Annotated in this window: 14 protein-coding genes and 1 tRNA gene; 7 read left to right on the top strand and 8 right to left on the bottom strand. The window is 38.6% G+C overall.

Features of this window, described 5'->3' with window-relative positions; genetic code table 11:
* The first annotated feature begins 27 nt into the window (after window positions 1-27).
* Window positions 28-100 (top strand) — tRNA-Met (locus ABR854_RS21375).
* A 43-nt stretch (window positions 101-143) separates the two neighbouring features.
* Here the strand turns inward: ABR854_RS21375 and ABR854_RS21370 are convergent.
* Window positions 144-443, bottom strand: coding sequence for a helix-turn-helix domain-containing protein (locus tag ABR854_RS21370; protein WP_350267885.1), 300 nt, complete (start codon window positions 441-443; stop codon window positions 144-146).
* A gap of 178 nt (window positions 444-621) precedes the next feature.
* Between ABR854_RS21370 and ABR854_RS21365 the strand changes: the two genes are divergently transcribed.
* Window positions 622-3,513, top strand: coding sequence for an FAD-binding and (Fe-S)-binding domain-containing protein (locus tag ABR854_RS21365; RefSeq protein WP_350267884.1), 2,892 nt, complete (start codon window positions 622-624; stop codon window positions 3,511-3,513).
* 97 nt (window positions 3,514-3,610) lie between these two features.
* On the opposite strand, the gene ABR854_RS21360 is transcribed toward ABR854_RS21365, so the two are convergent.
* A complete protein-coding gene (locus ABR854_RS21360) occupies window positions 3,611-4,753 on the bottom strand; it encodes a 2-isopropylmalate synthase (RefSeq protein ID WP_350267883.1) in 1,143 nt (380 codons plus the stop codon).
* Window positions 4,754-5,265: 512 nt separating this feature from the next.
* Between ABR854_RS21360 and pyk the strand changes: the two genes are divergently transcribed.
* Entirely contained in the window at window positions 5,266-6,717 is a 1,452-nt protein-coding gene (pyk, locus tag ABR854_RS21355) for a pyruvate kinase (protein WP_350267882.1), read from the top strand.
* 98 nt (window positions 6,718-6,815) lie between these two features.
* Here pyk and ABR854_RS21350 read toward each other — a convergent pair whose 3' ends face one another.
* Window positions 6,816-7,592, bottom strand: a complete 777-nt coding sequence (locus ABR854_RS21350; RefSeq protein ID WP_350267881.1) for a hypothetical protein — start codon at window positions 7,590-7,592, stop codon at window positions 6,816-6,818.
* A gap of 221 nt (window positions 7,593-7,813) precedes the next feature.
* On the opposite strand from ABR854_RS21350, the gene ABR854_RS21345 reads away from it, so the two are divergent.
* The gene (locus tag ABR854_RS21345; RefSeq protein ID WP_350267880.1) at window positions 7,814-9,166 is read left to right on the top strand and encodes an MATE family efflux transporter; all 1,353 of its coding nucleotides are present in this window, start codon (window positions 7,814-7,816) and stop codon (window positions 9,164-9,166) included.
* A gap of 35 nt (window positions 9,167-9,201) precedes the next feature.
* The gene (rnhB, locus tag ABR854_RS21340; RefSeq protein WP_350267878.1) at window positions 9,202-9,810 is read left to right on the top strand and encodes a ribonuclease HII; all 609 of its coding nucleotides are present in this window, start codon (window positions 9,202-9,204) and stop codon (window positions 9,808-9,810) included.
* Here the strand turns inward: rnhB and ABR854_RS21335 are convergent.
* Both ABR854_RS21335 and ABR854_RS21330 read right to left on the bottom strand, forming a co-directional pair.
* Entirely contained in the window at window positions 9,782-10,618 is an 837-nt protein-coding gene (locus ABR854_RS21335) for a sugar phosphate isomerase/epimerase family protein (RefSeq protein ID WP_350267877.1), read from the bottom strand. The genes rnhB and ABR854_RS21335 overlap by 29 nt on opposite strands.
* 173 nt (window positions 10,619-10,791) lie before the next feature.
* Window positions 10,792-11,571, bottom strand: coding sequence for a TIGR00266 family protein (locus ABR854_RS21330; protein WP_350267876.1), 780 nt, complete (start codon window positions 11,569-11,571; stop codon window positions 10,792-10,794).
* Window positions 11,572-11,749: 178 nt separating this feature from the next.
* On the opposite strand from ABR854_RS21330, the gene ABR854_RS21325 reads away from it, so the two are divergent.
* Window positions 11,750-12,157, top strand: a complete 408-nt coding sequence (locus tag ABR854_RS21325) for a hypothetical protein (RefSeq protein ID WP_350267875.1) — start codon at window positions 11,750-11,752, stop codon at window positions 12,155-12,157.
* Between the two features lie 36 nt (window positions 12,158-12,193).
* On the opposite strand, the gene ABR854_RS21320 is transcribed toward ABR854_RS21325, so the two are convergent.
* Window positions 12,194-12,499, bottom strand: a complete 306-nt coding sequence (locus ABR854_RS21320; RefSeq protein ID WP_350267874.1) for a YtxH domain-containing protein — start codon at window positions 12,497-12,499, stop codon at window positions 12,194-12,196.
* A gap of 120 nt (window positions 12,500-12,619) precedes the next feature.
* On the opposite strand from ABR854_RS21320, the gene ABR854_RS21315 reads away from it, so the two are divergent.
* Window positions 12,620-13,288, top strand: a complete 669-nt coding sequence (locus tag ABR854_RS21315) for a YdcF family protein (protein ID WP_350267873.1) — start codon at window positions 12,620-12,622, stop codon at window positions 13,286-13,288.
* A 34-nt stretch (window positions 13,289-13,322) separates the two neighbouring features.
* Here ABR854_RS21315 and ABR854_RS21310 read toward each other — a convergent pair whose 3' ends face one another.
* Together ABR854_RS21310 and ABR854_RS21305 are read right to left on the bottom strand one after the other, a co-directional pair.
* The gene (locus tag ABR854_RS21310; protein WP_350267872.1) at window positions 13,323-13,685 is read right to left on the bottom strand and encodes a CoA-binding protein; all 363 of its coding nucleotides are present in this window, start codon (window positions 13,683-13,685) and stop codon (window positions 13,323-13,325) included.
* A 47-nt stretch (window positions 13,686-13,732) separates the two neighbouring features.
* A complete protein-coding gene (locus ABR854_RS21305) occupies window positions 13,733-14,611 on the bottom strand; it encodes a DNA-3-methyladenine glycosylase family protein (protein WP_350267871.1) in 879 nt (292 codons plus the stop codon).
* Between the last annotated feature and the right edge of the window lie 176 nt (window positions 14,612-14,787).

The raw sequence follows: 14,787 nt of genomic DNA, 5'->3' as shown, positions 1-14,787 counted from the left end.
TTTGCAGTCCGATATACGGAACAACATCGCGGGATGGAGCAGTTGGCAGCTCGTTGGGCTCATAACCCAAAGGTCACAGGTTCGAGTCCTGTTCCCGCTACTAAGGAAGACTTGTAAAGTCTTCCTTTTTTGTTTTTAGTCGTTTACGCCCTTAAACCTCCCAAAACTTGTTTTTGTGCAGGTGTTTTACGTTTATCTGTTATTAGTTTGATGTTTAGCACTTGCTCAATATCTGTGATGGTATCAAGCGTAAAATTATGAGTCTCACTCAACCATTTTGTTATTTCAGAAGGTTTTCTACCTACTTTTTGGGCAAATTCTTTCTTTGCCATACCTTTTTCCACAAGTGTATCGGCAATAATTGAAGCAATACGCATTTTACGGTCGGTACGAGCTTGCTCTTCGGGTGTTATTTCTGCTAATAGGTTATCTAATAATGCCATTGATATATATTTTAATTGACCAATTTTAGTAAAATACTTTATAAAATCAAATCACCGTGACAACTTGTTGTAATGTGTTAGCAAAATTGAGTATCAGAATCAATCTGCTTTTTTCTCCCCAAATTCATAGCAAATCTACTTTTTCTTCCCCAATTTTGGGGTAAAAAATACCGATTATATGTTTGATGCGTTGCAGAGCGAATTTGAAGGTGAACTTTACTTCAAAAATACCACTACCGACAAAGCCCTAAAGAAAGTCTATTCGACCGATGCCTCGGTTTATCAAGAAGAACCGTTGGCCGTAGCTATTCCCAAGACTGTAAATGATATAAAAAAACTCATCAAATTTGCTGATAATGAGCAAATTACACTCATTCCTCGTGCTGCGGGTACTTCTCTGGCTGGGCAGGTTGTTGGAAAAGGATTGGTGGTAGATATTTCAAAAAACTTTATCAATATTCTCGAAGTAAATCAAGCCGAAAAATGGGTAAGAGTGCAGCCAGGTGTCATTCGTGACGACCTCAACGCTTATCTGAAACCCTACGGCCTAATGTTTGGACCCGAAACCTCAACCTCGAGCCGAGCCATGATTGGAGGCATGATTGGCAATAATTCATGCGGACTTCACTCAATTATTTGGGGAGCAACTCGTGATAATCTTTTGGAGGTAAAAGCTTTATTATCAGATGGTAGCGAGGTTGTTTTTGGCGACTTAGACCAAAAATCTTTTCAAGAAAAATGTAAATTAGAAACCCTTGAAGGTAAAATTTATCAAAGTCTTGATATACTCATCAACAATCCTGAAAATCAAACGGCCATAAAACAGGGCTTCCCGAAAGCCAACGTAAAACGCCGAAATACAGGCTACGCTTTAGATGCCTTACTGAATGTTGAGCAACTGAATTTATCCAAACTAATTGCAGGTTCGGAAGGAACGCTTTGCTTTGTTACTGAAGCAAAACTGAAACTTTTCGACATACCTCCGAAAGAAGTAGGAATGGTGGCCGTGCATACGCATACGCTCAATGAATCGCTTTTGGCTAATCTCGTGGCTCTCGAACATAACTGCTCGGCCTCTGAGTTGGTTGATGATTTTATTTTGGAATTTACAAAAACGAATATTGAGCAGTCAAAAAATAGATTTTTCATCGAAGGCGAGCCTAAAGCCATTTTGATGGTTGAATTTTTTGATGAAACGAAGGAAGGCTTATTGCTAAAAGCCGAAAACTTAATAAAAGCTCTCAAAGAAAAGGATTTGGGCTATGCTCACCCAATTTTGCTCGGTGATGACTCTAAAAAGGCGTGGGAAGTACGAAAAGGTGGCTTGGGCTTACTCCGAAACCTCGAAGGCGATACGCAGTGTGTAAACTTGATTGAAGACTGTGCCGTTGACCCACAAGATTTGCCAGCATATATCGAAGATTTAGAGGTTTTACTAAAAAAACTCAATGTACAATATTCAATGTACGCCCATGCAGGGGCGGGTGAGCTACACGTAGAGCCGATGGTTAATCTAAAAACCACCGAAGGCCGACAACTCTTCCGAACAATTTTGGCCGAAACAGCAATTTTAGTAAAAAAATACGGTGGCTCACTCTCGGGCGAACACGGCGATGGACGTTTGCGTGGCGAATTCATTCCGTTTATGATGGGTGAAAAAAACTACGCACTTTTCAGAGAAGTAAAGCAAATATTTGACGAAAAAGGCATTTTCAACCAAGGGAAAATCATTGATTCGCCGCCAATGAATGAGTTTTTGCGTTACGAAGCCGACCAACCAACGCCCAAACACCAAACAATTTTTGATTTCTCGAAACAAGAAAGCATTTTACGCTTAACCGAAAAATGTAGTGGTTCGGGCGATTGCCGCAAAACCGAAATCACGGGTGGCACAATGTGTCCGAGCTACATGGCTACTCGCAGCGAAAAAGACACGACTCGTGCCAGAGCTAATGTTTTGAGGCAATATTACACCAATGAGCAGTCAATTACGCAGGAAAGCGTAAAAGAAGTGCTTGATTTGTGTTTGTCGTGTAAAGGCTGTAAGTCAGAATGCCCGTCAAGTGTGGATGTGGGCAAGATGAAAGCAGAGTTTTTGCAGAAAACTTATGATACAAAAGGAATTCCGTTCCGCTCAAAATTAATCGGAACATTTACCAAGCAGATGAAACTGGCCTCAATTGTTCCGTGGGCGTATAATTTCATTTTCAAAACCGAAGCTACACGCCGAATCGCCAACCGAATTGTAGGTTTTCATCCTGACCGCACAATGCCGTTATTGCACAATACGACATTGAAAGAATGGTTTGGCAAGCAATCTTCCCCCAAAAACGATAAAAAGGTTTATCTATTCTGCGATGAGTTTACGAATTATAATGATGTAGAAGTAGGTAAAAAAGCGATTTTATTACTACAAAGGCTTGGTTATGAGGTAATTATACCAAATCATGTAGAAAGTGGACGCACATATTTATCAAAGGGAATGGTGCGTGAAGCTCAGAAAATCGCTATAAAAAATGTTGAATTGCTAAAAAATATTGTGTCAGAAAATACGCCAATTATTGGACTCGAACCATCAGCAATTTTGACTTTGAGAGATGAATATCTGGAACTTGTACCGCAAGATTTAAGAGATGCTGCCGAAAAAATCGCTAAAAATACTTTTCAATTTGATGAATGGTTTGCTCGTGAAATTGACCGAGGCAATATCAAAAAAGAAGCCTTTTCGAGTGAAAAACGATTAATAAAACTGCACGGACATTGCCACCAAAAAGCACTGTCGTCGCTTACGCCAACCAAGAAAAGTTTGTCTTTGCCAGTAAATTATGAAGTACATCTGATTCCATCGGGTTGTTGCGGAATGGCTGGCTCTTTTGGCTATGAGGCCGAGCATTATGAAGTTTCGATGAAAGTAGGAGAGTTGGTACTTTTTCCGACTGTCAGGAAACAAGCTGAAGATGTAATAATTGCCGCTCCAGGCACAAGCTGTCGTCACCAAATAAAAGACGGAACAGGCAGAATTGCCCAACACCCAGCCGAGATTTTGTATGAAGCCCTTGTGGGGAATTAAGAATGTAGAATGTAGAATTGAGAATGAAAAAAAACAAGATAGCGATGTAATGGCATTGCATTCTTAATTCTTAATTCTACATTCTTAATTAAAAAAACTACGCTCTCATTAACTTCACCAAATCCTTATCATTTACTTCTTTGATTTGGTCGGCTAAGTCAAGGAAACGCTTGTATGTATCGTCTAAAACTGGTTTTTCGAGTTTATAACCCAACATTTCGAGGCGGTGTTTCAATGCGTGGCGACCACTTCTGGCTGTCAAGACAATCATCGATTTATCAACACCAACTTCGAGTGGATTGATAATTTCGTAAGTATCTGTATGTTTCAGGAAACCGTCTTGGTGGATACCCGACGAGTGTGCAAAAGCATTACGCCCAACAATTGCCTTATTGGCTTGCACTTGCATACGCATAGTTTCAGAAACCAATTTACTCATTGGAAATAGTTTCGTGCTATCAATATCAGTATGAAAACCAAGCGATTTATGTACTTTCAAAATCATCGCAACTTCTTCCAACGAAGTATTTCCCGCCCTTTCACCAATACCATTAATTGTCACCTCCACTTGTCTTGCTCCCGCTCTGATTCCTGCAATTGTATTGGCAGTTGCCATACCCAAATCATTATGATTGTGCATCGAAAGAATGGCTTTGTCAACGTTTGGTACATTATTCATCAAATAATTGATGCGGTCATACATATCGTTTGGCAAAACATAACCAGTTGTATCAGGCAAATTTACAACCGTAGCACCTGCTTTGATAACACTTTCGGTCAGACGAGCCAAAAACTCTAAATCGGCACGGCCAGCATCTTCGGCATAAAACTCAACATCATCCACCAAGTTTCTGGCGTGTTTTACGGCATCAATCGCTTGCTCAATGATTGCGTCTCGGCTACTATTAAATTTATGTTTGATATGAATATCAGATGCACCGATTCCTGTATGAATACGAGGACGTTTCGCAAATTTCAGAGCTTCGCCAGCGGAATCAATATCGCCTTTTACGGCACGTGACAACGCACAAACTGTTGGCTCGGTAACGGCTTTTGAAACCTCTACAACCGAACGAAAATCGCCAGGACTCGATACTGGAAATCCTGCTTCGATGATATCAACACCCAGCTTTTCGAGTTCTTTAGCAATCATTACTTTTTCGTCAGTCGTTAACTGACAACCTGGTACTTGCTCGCCATCTCGCAAAGTAGTGTCAAAAACATAAATTTTATCGCTCATTTCTGATGAGATTAATATTGGTTAAGTGAGTACTGTACTGCGTCAACTGTTCACAAAAAAGCCCTTTCTCACGTTGTAAGAAAGGGCTTTCGTATATACAAAATCTCCGTTTCTCACACCGACAGGTTGAGTAGAAGGAGAAGTGAAATTGCGATTGACGTATGATTCAATGGTTTTGTTTTTTTATTGATACAAATTTAGACAAATATTTTTTTCAGACAAAAAAAAACGCTTTTTTTTCAAAAAAAATCAATCTTAGAATATGGCTTTTCTAAGTTGGCCTTTGGGTGATTTACCACCAAAAAAGCTATTCTATTGATTTTTATGGTACTTTTTTGATTTGTTTTTGAGATTTAATACTAAGTTAAAGATAATTTAAGTCGTTGATTATCAGAATTTTAATTGTTTTTTTAAAAAACCTTTTTCCTTTCTGTTTCAAATATTCTGAATTTCTCGCTAATAGTTAGTATTTTTGCACAATTCCTAAGCCGAAGAAAAATTTTATTTCACCTATGCAAAGAAAAACCAAAATAGTAGCAACTGTCGGGCCTGCTTCCGAAAGCGAAGAAATGTTATTGGCATTGGCAAAAGCTGGTGTAAATGTTTTCCGTCTGAACTTCTCTCACGGAACTCACGCCGACCACCAAATTCGTATCGACCGTATTCGTAAAATCAATAAAGAGCATGGCTTTAAATGTGCCATCTTGCAAGATTTGCAAGGCCCTAAAATCAGAATTGGTCTGATGGAAAGTGGCAATGATGGCGTTGAGATTTTTGCAGGAAATCAACTAAGATTCGCCAGCGACGACATCGTTGGAAATGCCGAAAGAGTAAGTACACCTTACAAAGGCATGTACAATGACGTACAAGTTGGAGAGCGAATTTTGATGGATGATGGGAAATTAGAAGTAAAAGTTATAGGAAAAGATGGTACAGATGTAATTACAGAAGTAGTTTATGGCGGTCTTTTGAAACAAAAGAAAGGAGTAAACCTTCCCAATACAAATATTTCTCAGCCATCAGTAACTGATAAAGACTGGGAAGATTTGAAGTTTGGTTTGGCAAATGATGTTGACTGGGTGGCTCTTTCGTTTGTACGTACGCCAGAAGAAATTCAGGAGATTCAAAAATATATCAAAGAACAAGGCAAAACAGCTAAAGTAATTGCTAAAGTTGAAAAACCAGAAGCAATTGTGAATATGGAAGCTATCGTAAACGCCAGTGATGCAATCATGGTTGCTCGTGGCGATTTGGGCGTTGAACTTCCATCAGAAGATGTGCCGATGATTCAGAAGCGTTTGGTTGAGATGTCGAACTTGGCCGCTAAGCCAGTTATCGTAGCAACGCAAATGCTTGAAAGTATGATTGATAGTCCACGTCCGACTCGTGCGGAAGTTGGTGATGTTGCTAATGCTGTATTAGATGGAGCTGATGCTGTGATGCTTAGTGCAGAAAGTGCATCGGGTAAATATCCGATTTTGGCAGTTGAGACGATGGTCAATACAATTGTGAAAGTGGAAGAATTGGCTGATGAAAAGAAGCTTTATTTCCGTCACCACACACGTGTAACTGAAGATACGTATGAGTCGAAAGAGAAAGAAAATGATAACGTTGTAATGACAGCTTGTCGTTTGGCTCGTGACTTGAAAGTGAAAGCCATTATTGGTATTACAAACTCTGGTTACACGGCTGTACGTTTATCGCATCACCGCCCGAAAGCTGGATTGTTTATCTTTACGCACAACGAAACGCTTGCAACACAATTGAGTCTTTATTCGGGTGTGCAGGTTTTTGTGGTAGATACAATGAAAGGCAAAAACGTTGAACAGGTGGTTGATACTATCAAAGACTTTTTGATTGAACAAGGCGAATTAGAAAAAGGCGATTTGTTTATCAATACTTTGAGTTTACCATTACAAGATAATAACCGTACGAACACTATAAAGTTGAGTAAGGTTGAGTAGCCCCCCCGCCCCCAAAGGGGAGCTTCTGATTCTCAGATTTTAATAAAAAAGGCTTTTTCGTTTACGAAAAAGCCTTTTTTGTGTTTTAAAACTCCCCTTTAGGGGCGGGGAGCCTTCTTCAACAACATCAACGGCATTCCTTGCTTATAAATAGGCTTTTCGTCTTCATCATTAATTTGTTTTAGTTCAAAAATCGTTATCGAATCTCCCTTTGAGCGGAAGCCATACATATCAGATTTGTCTTTCGTACCCAAGAAAATCACATCGCCGTCTTCGTTAGCCACGCAATCTCCGTTTACACAGACCGTATAATTATCATATTTATCCCAGCCTTTGATTGTACCGAATCGACTAAATTCGCCCGATTTTTGAGTTGAAAGATGTTCGTAAATATCCCATTTCCCTTCAAAAGTTGCTTTGTTGACTGCTGAAGGAAAGGCAACTTTTGGTGTAAAACTCTTATCAATCAAACTACTATCAGCACGAACGAACCTGAATACACGATTGAGTTCTTTATCGGTAAATGTCAAAGTTTTAGTGTTTGCCGAATAGATGATATTAGTAATATCATCTTGATTGAGTTTTAAACTGAGTGTATCGCCGTGGCGTTTCATGGGTAAAGTTGCAAATTCAGCTTGACCGTTAAAAACCATGATAGAGTCGCCTTTTGTATGGTCATAAATGAGTTCGGTGGCATAGAAAGTGTAGTTATCTGCCACATTTTTTGGTGAATGAGAGGCTTCGAGAGCTTCCAAATATTCTTGGTTAAGCCAATGTCCATCAAGGTTTGTTGGGGCTGAAGTCTCTTTTTTAGCTGTATCGCAAGCACTGAGTAAAGCACAAACGAGAAGCATAGGTAAAAGGAGTTTTTTCATTGAAAAAGGATAAAATGTAGGACAAAGTTAATAATAAGTGAATAGAAACAATTATTTCGTAATTTATGTATTTGTAAAATGTTGATAATCAGTTATTTATTCGTAATCGCACGGGCGACCCCGTCGTAAATCGAATAATTCGTCAATATTTCCGTCTGTGCTAATTCTTGAATAAAATTTTGCGACCTTTGTGGCTGACATTACACTTTATAGAAAATTTTATGCCGATTTTTTCGCAACATTACCAAGAAGAAATAAAGAAAACCTTCTTGCTCGCTTTACCGATTGTTATTGCCCAGTTGGGGGTGGTTTTGATGGGGGTGACTGATAATATCATAGTAGGGCGATACATCGGTAAAATTGGACTTGGCTCTTCGGGTATTGCCAATTCGATGTCATTTCTGATTGCTTCTATTGGTATGGGTGGACTTTCGGTGGTTGCACCGCTGATTTCTAAGGCAAAAGCTGAGCGTAATATTCCCGAAATTAATAGACTTTTTAGAGCAGGAATTAAGGTTTCACTTTGGTTTAGTGTGATATTAGGTATCGTGGGTTTTGTTTGTATTTATTATTTCGAGATTTTTCAACAATCGCCCGAAATAAATGCTCAAGCCCCTGCTTTTATGGCCATTATCATTTTTTCAAATGCCTTTATGTTTGTTTTTGCGGCGGCAAAACAACTTTCGGATGGTCTATCTCGTACTTATGTGGCAATGATGATAACCGTTTTGGGGTTAATTTTTAATTTAATTTTTAACATAATATTGATAAACGGTTATTGGGGTTTCCCGAAAATGGGCTTGATTGGGGCGGCTATTTCTACACTTATCACTCGAATTTTGATGATGTTGGCTCTTTTTGCGTACTTATTCAACACAAAAACTTTCAAAAAATACCTTCATGTAAAATATAAATCGTTACAAACCAACGATTTAGTGCGAATGATTTTTAAAATTGGTGTGCCAAGTGGACTACAATTTTTCTTTGAAATCGCGGCGTTTTCATTAGCCGTAATTATGATGGGTTGGCTCGGCGAAAACCAGTTAGCGGCTCACCAAATTGCTATCAATGTAGCCTCAACAACCTACATGATGGCATCGGGTTTGGGTATTGCGGGCGGAATCAGAGTAGGAGAGGGGCGTGGACTAAAAGATGTGCGGAAAATCAGATTTTCGGGAAATGTGGCTTTGCTCTTGGTTGTGGTTTTCATGGCAGCCATGATGTTGGTAATTCTTCTCTTCAATCGTTTTTTAGTAGAACTATATATATCTGATAAGGAAGTAATTGCAATTGCTATGAAGTTGATGTTGGTTGCGGCCGTTTTTCAATTATCTGATGGTGTACAGGTGGTTTCGTTGGGTATTTTGCGTGGAATTACCGATGTAAATATCCCGACTTGGATTACGATGTTTGCCTATTGGGGACTTTCGTTGCCTTTGGGTTATTTGCTGGCTTTTAACCTCAACATGGATGCTATCGGTATTTGGTTTGGGTTATTGGCTGGACTCACAGCATCGGCAGTTTTACTTACTATTCGATTTTATTATTTGATTAAGAAAATGAAGTTGGAGTAGTATAAAAATTACTCATTCATTCACTCATTAGATTTATGCTCCGTTCATATTATAATATTGATGCCATTGAGGCAGGACTTGATGAAGCTGGCCGAGGATGTTTGGCTGGGCCAGTAGTGGCCGCTGCCGTGATTTTACCCAGAGATTATACGCACGAATGGCTCAATGATTCTAAACAGTTAAACCATCAACAACGAGAAGAACTAAGGGTTGAAATTGAGCGAGATGCCATTGCGTTTGCCGTTGCCGAGGCATCTAATGAAGAAATTGATAAAATAAATATCTTAAAAGCCAGTTTTTTGGCCATGCACCGAGCAGTTGATGGCCTGAACCTTCGCCCCGAGCATTTATTGATAGATGGAAATCGTTTTACGCCTTATCCACTTATTCCACATACGTGCATTGTGAAAGGAGATGCAAAGTTTTTGTCCATTGCTGCGGCCTCAATTTTAGCCAAAACCTATCGTGATGATTTAATGGTAAAACTCGCTTCCGAATTTCCGCATTATCGTTGGGAGCAAAATGCGGGTTATCCAACACCATTTCATAAAAAAGCGATAAAAGAGCATGGTTTCACGCCCTTTCATCGCCTTACTTTTCGTAGTGAAATTAATCCTAAAATTTCAAGTCCTTCAAATAAATAGCATCGCTTTTCATGCTTTCGATTGGCCCAACTGGATATTGTTCTTGTTCAACCAAGAAATACTTGATTCCGCTATCTTTGGCTGCACGAAGCAAGCCTTTATAGTCGATTATTCCTGAAGCAAGGTCTGTTTGCTGAGGTTTTGGGTCTTTTGTCGCAAGTTGTTTGATATGACAAAGCTCGTAGCGATTGCCGTATTGTTTCAAATGCTCAATACTGTTTTCACCTGCCGCTTCGCTCCAGCACATATCCAATTCAAAACATACGATTGAAGGGTCGGTATTTTCGAGTAAAATTCTTTGACCTTTAATACCATTAGCATTTTGGAAAGAGTAGGCATGATTATGATAACCATAACGTAAGCCATATTTCTTGCAGATTTCACCATTTTTGGTAAATGCTTCAGCTTTTTGTTTCCAAGCATCAGCCGATGGCTGCATTCCGATAGCTGGACAAATTACATATTTCAAGCCACCTTCTGCACATTTGGCTATCATCTCTTCATTAGTATCGGGTAAACCTAAGTGTGTACTTACCATTTTTACACCAATATCGCCCAAGTATGTTTTTGCATCTTTTGGAGCCATACCCCAGAATGGGTCTTTCGAGTAGCTTTCAAAATATTTATAACCCATATCAGCCAATTGCTTCATGTAATTTTTAGGGTCTTTCGGAAGTACATCTCGGATACTATAAAGTTGACAACCAAACTGTTTGAGTGTTCCTTTTGCTTGCAAATCATTAGTTATAAATGCCAAAGCGGCCAATGAAGCCGATTGTTGCAAGAATTTTCTGCGATTGATAATCATTGTCGTAATTTAAGGTTGAATTAAAAAGAGGAAGCAATTTAGTAGAATTCTAATATATAATTGGCTGTTTTATAAATAAAAATAGCAGCCTATTACTAAGCTGCTATTAACTTTTCTCCATAGCGATGGGTTTGCAAACCCATCGCTATGGAGAAAAAGAGAATATTTGTTTTTTACCCCTCAAACAAACTACCTAAACCGCCCAAAACTGAGCCGCTTTCTTTGGTAGCGTTTCCACCATAAGGAGAAAGGCGTTGAATAAGTTTAGAAATTGGTAATGACTGAATCCAAACTTTTCCTGTACCACGAAGTGTGGCCAAGAAGATACCTTCGCCACCAAAAACCATTGATTTTAAACTTCCTGAACGCTCAATGTCAAATTGGAGTTGAGGCTCGAAACCAACCACACAACCAGTATCAATTCGGAGCGTTTCGTTGTTAAGTTGACGCTCAATGACAACCCCGCCCGAGTGAATAAACGCCATGCCATCGCCTTGAATTTTTTCAAGAATGAATCCTTCGCCACCGAAGAAACCAGCACCCAGTTTTTGATTAAAATGAATTGAGATACTCGTACCCATTGCTGCACACAAAAATGCATCTTTTTGTACGATCAGTGTATTGCCCATGATTTTGGCTAAATCAACGGCTTTGATTGTACCTGGATAGGGAGCGGCAAAAGCCACTTTACGCTTGATATTTGAGCGGTTTGTGAAGTGAGTCATAAAAATCGACTCGCCCATCAATACTCTACTACCCGCTTGCATCAATTTTCCAAAAAGACTTTGTTGCGGTTGTGAGCCGTCGCCCATTTTGGTTTCAAACATAATTCCGTCTTCCATGAAGAGCATCGAGCCAGCTTCAGCAATAACGGTTTCGTTTGGGTCAAGTTCTATTTCGACGATTTGAATATCTTCGCCAAAGATTTTGTAGTCAATTTCGTGAGAACGCATGGAATTAATTGGGTTTAAATTTTATGAAACGAAGATAAGTGTTCTGCTGAAATCTATCAAAAAAATCTACACAAATGAGGTTAAGCCAATGAAGAAAGGTTATTTTTGAAATGTTTTAGTCGGACTCCAACCTTTTTACATAAAAGTGCATCATTCTAATGTAAAACAGATTTTGAACATGAAAAATATTATTGTAGCACTATTATTGTCCTTAACGGCTTGTTCCTTACAAGAAACACCAACACCAGAGCCAACTTTAGCTTCGCAATTAGAATTGGGAGTCAATACTGAACTTTCCTTCCAAGAAGGTGTAAAGATTAAAATAACAAAAATTGAAGATAGTCGATGCCCCGAAAACACGACCTGTGTTTGGGCTGGAATGGCAAAAATATACTTTACTATTTCGGCAAACGGCGTATCAAAAGACTCATCAATTGATTATGAAGCTAAACCACTCAAAACGACACTTGACTTAGGAGGGCAAAAATTTGATATTGAAGTGTCGAATGTGTTGCCATATCCGAAAACTACAACTGAGATAAGTCAAAAAGATTACAAAATTAATATTACAGTCAAAAAAGCTTAAAAAATAAGGGCGAAGCCAAAACTTCGCCCTACAAATTTATGCTTTTGGCTCTTCTGCTGCTGGTGTTTCGGTTGCCACCTTTGCTTTCCCGAACAATTCTTGCAAAAATGCTTCTGCTTCAGGAAAACTATCTTTCAAGGCCGCACTTGCTTCAGTTTTTAGTTTTTCAAAATATTCAGGAGCTTTATCAATTGCTTGTTCGGCTTCGTCTTTAAATTGCCCCGCTTTGATTTTTAAATCTGCTAAAGCTTTTTCTCCTTCTTCGGTTTGTAAATATTTATTAAGTGCTACGCCCGCTGCTGCTCCGAGTACGAATGTTGCTAAATGTTTTGCGTTGACCATTTTAGTAAATGTTGTTTTATGTGTTTAATGCTGAATCTCTGACGAAATTCATGATCGAAAGTATCAAACATTATTGACTAATAATTGATAATTTTGCCGATTGGTAAATTTTATACGCAGATGGACGAAAACCTTGTTGACTATTACGCAGAGCTTCTCTACGATTATCATTTCTTGAAACAACCCTTACAAAAAGCCGATGCAATTTTTGTTTTGGGAAGCCACGACCCCAGTGTAGCTGATTATGCAGTAGAATTGTATAAAGAAGGCTGGGCAAATTACATTATTTTTTCGGGTGGGGTTGTGCGTCCAGTTGGAGAACTCCGAAACCTAACACCAAAATCAGAAGCGGATGCTTTTTTTGATATTGCCGTAAAAGCGGGCGTTCCAGCCGAAGCAATCATACTCGACAACGAAGCCACAAACACAGGCGAGAATTTTTCGTGTACGAGAAAGATTTTGAAAGAAAAAGGTTTTGATTTTCAGAATTTCATTTTGGTTCAGAAACCCTATATGGTGCGTCGAACTTATGCAACGGCTTTGGTGCAATTTGCTGAGTTTAAATTTATGTCAACCGCCAAACCCGATTCCTATGCCCAGTACATTGCTCGATGTATCGAAAACAATATTAGTAAAGAACGAGTAATCAGTAACATGACGGGCGATTTACAACGCCTAAAAATTTATCCTGAAAAAGGATTCTTGGTAGCGATGGAAATTCCCAAAAATGTTTGGGATGCTTACGAAAAACTCATTGCAATGGGTTTTGAAGGGCGAATGGCTAACTAAGGTAAGCACAGAACATCTAACCTTAGTTAGCTTTTCAATATTGCCCAGTCGAAAGCATCACGAGCGTACAAGCCTCTATGGGTTCAATGCCTTTTTCGGTCAGAAAATCCTCAAAAGCTGGGTTTTCTGTACCAGGATTGAAAATCACTCTTCGTGGCTTTAGGTCGGCTACATAATCAAAATATTCACTTTGCCTTTGTGGATTCACATAAAGCGTAACGGTGTCAATATCTTCAAATTTCTCTTTTTCGGTATTTATTTCTTTTCCAGCAACAACTCCTTGTTTTACGCCTAAAAGTTCAATTTCGTGTTTGTGGTTCACCAATCGGTTAGCGGCTAAATACGCATATCTACTTGGGTCGGTTGATGCACCTATAACTAATGTTTTCTTTGCCATTTTTCAGAATGTTTCTGCTCTAAAAATCTTATTTTCTACAAATTAGTTCAACCCAGCAGCGAATGCCAGAAATAGAAAGTAGCATAACCTCGCCAGCCTTTCCATTTTTCGGCCATTTGGTTTAAATCAATAACAGTTGGCTTTGTCGTTAAGCCATATTGTGTTTTCACGGCATTGTGCAAGCCTACATCTTCCACAGGAAAAGCGTCATAATTTTTTAGACTTTTCATCATCGAATAATTCGCCGTCCAGTTTCCAACGCCTTTGATTTTGACTAATTTTTCTTTTACCTCTTCAAAAGGTAACTTTTTCAAAGTTTCTTGCGATAAATTTCCATCCGCAAACTCACGTGATACATTTAATATATATTGTGCTTTGCTTTTACTAAACTGAAGCGGCTGGAAATCTTCAATGTTCAAAGCAGCGAGCCTTTCAGGAGTAGGTAAGGCATAGTAGTATTCGTTATTATAGATAATTTTTTGACCAAAATTCTGTACCAACCTTTCTTTGAGCGAATAAGCAAAATTGAGGTTAATCTGTTGACCAATGATTGACCAAATCAATGACTCAAAGATGTCGGGCATACCAATCATGCGGAGCCCGTAAAATTTTCGGCAGAGCGAAGCCAAGACAGTATCATTTTGAGCAGTTTCATAAAAAAGCGAAAGATTTGCTTCTAAATCGAACCAATCAGAGATATGTGTCTTGATAAAATCCATAATTTTTTGACTTGGGTTTTCAGAATGGATTGATATTTGCAAAGAAGAATTGAAAGAAATTGAAAATAAAACAAGCGAATTTTCAAAAGAAACAACTTTGTAAATCTCTTGATTTTTAATTGTATGAAGGCTCTCTTTCTGATTTCGAGAAAGAAATCTAAGTATTTGCTCAAAATTAAATTCTTTTGGAGTCGATAATTCTGTCATTTGGAAGAAAAATAGGGTCAAGATGCAATCTAAACGAAATAATTTGAAGAATGAATCCGAATATTGCGAATATAACTAAATTGATTTTTTTGCTCCCAAAAAAGAAGTTTATATCTTTATATTTGCAACAAACAAGGCTATATTATACCTTTGTGAAATACCTAAGAGACAAGTTT

The sequence above is a fragment of the Emticicia sp. W12TSBA100-4 genome (assembly GCF_040253585.1).
GTDB lineage: Bacteria > Bacteroidota > Bacteroidia > Cytophagales > Spirosomataceae > Emticicia.
Note: the sequence above shows the minus strand (reverse complement) of the source record. Positions and strands in the feature narration are given on the sequence as shown.

Coding starts and splice junctions, on each gene's coding strand:
- ABR854_RS21370 (WP_350267885.1), bottom strand. CDS start 443: ATGGCATTATTAGATAACCTATTAGCAGAAATAACACCCGAAGAGCAA.
- ABR854_RS21365 (WP_350267884.1), top strand. CDS start 622: ATGTTTGATGCGTTGCAGAGCGAATTTGAAGGTGAACTTTACTTCAAA.
- ABR854_RS21360 (WP_350267883.1), bottom strand. CDS start 4,753: ATGAGCGATAAAATTTATGTTTTTGACACTACTTTGCGAGATGGCGAG.
- pyk (WP_350267882.1), top strand. CDS start 5,266: ATGCAAAGAAAAACCAAAATAGTAGCAACTGTCGGGCCTGCTTCCGAA.
- ABR854_RS21350 (WP_350267881.1), bottom strand. CDS start 7,592: ATGAAAAAACTCCTTTTACCTATGCTTCTCGTTTGTGCTTTACTCAGT.
- ABR854_RS21345 (WP_350267880.1), top strand. CDS start 7,814: ATGCCGATTTTTTCGCAACATTACCAAGAAGAAATAAAGAAAACCTTC.
- rnhB (WP_350267878.1), top strand. CDS start 9,202: ATGCTCCGTTCATATTATAATATTGATGCCATTGAGGCAGGACTTGAT.
- ABR854_RS21335 (WP_350267877.1), bottom strand. CDS start 10,618: ATGATTATCAATCGCAGAAAATTCTTGCAACAATCGGCTTCATTGGCC.
- ABR854_RS21330 (WP_350267876.1), bottom strand. CDS start 11,571: ATGCGTTCTCACGAAATTGACTACAAAATCTTTGGCGAAGATATTCAA.
- ABR854_RS21325 (WP_350267875.1), top strand. CDS start 11,750: ATGAAAAATATTATTGTAGCACTATTATTGTCCTTAACGGCTTGTTCC.
- ABR854_RS21320 (WP_350267874.1), bottom strand. CDS start 12,499: ATGGTCAACGCAAAACATTTAGCAACATTCGTACTCGGAGCAGCAGCG.
- ABR854_RS21315 (WP_350267873.1), top strand. CDS start 12,620: ATGGACGAAAACCTTGTTGACTATTACGCAGAGCTTCTCTACGATTAT.
- ABR854_RS21310 (WP_350267872.1), bottom strand. CDS start 13,685: ATGGCAAAGAAAACATTAGTTATAGGTGCATCAACCGACCCAAGTAGA.
- ABR854_RS21305 (WP_350267871.1), bottom strand. CDS start 14,611: ATGACAGAATTATCGACTCCAAAAGAATTTAATTTTGAGCAAATACTT.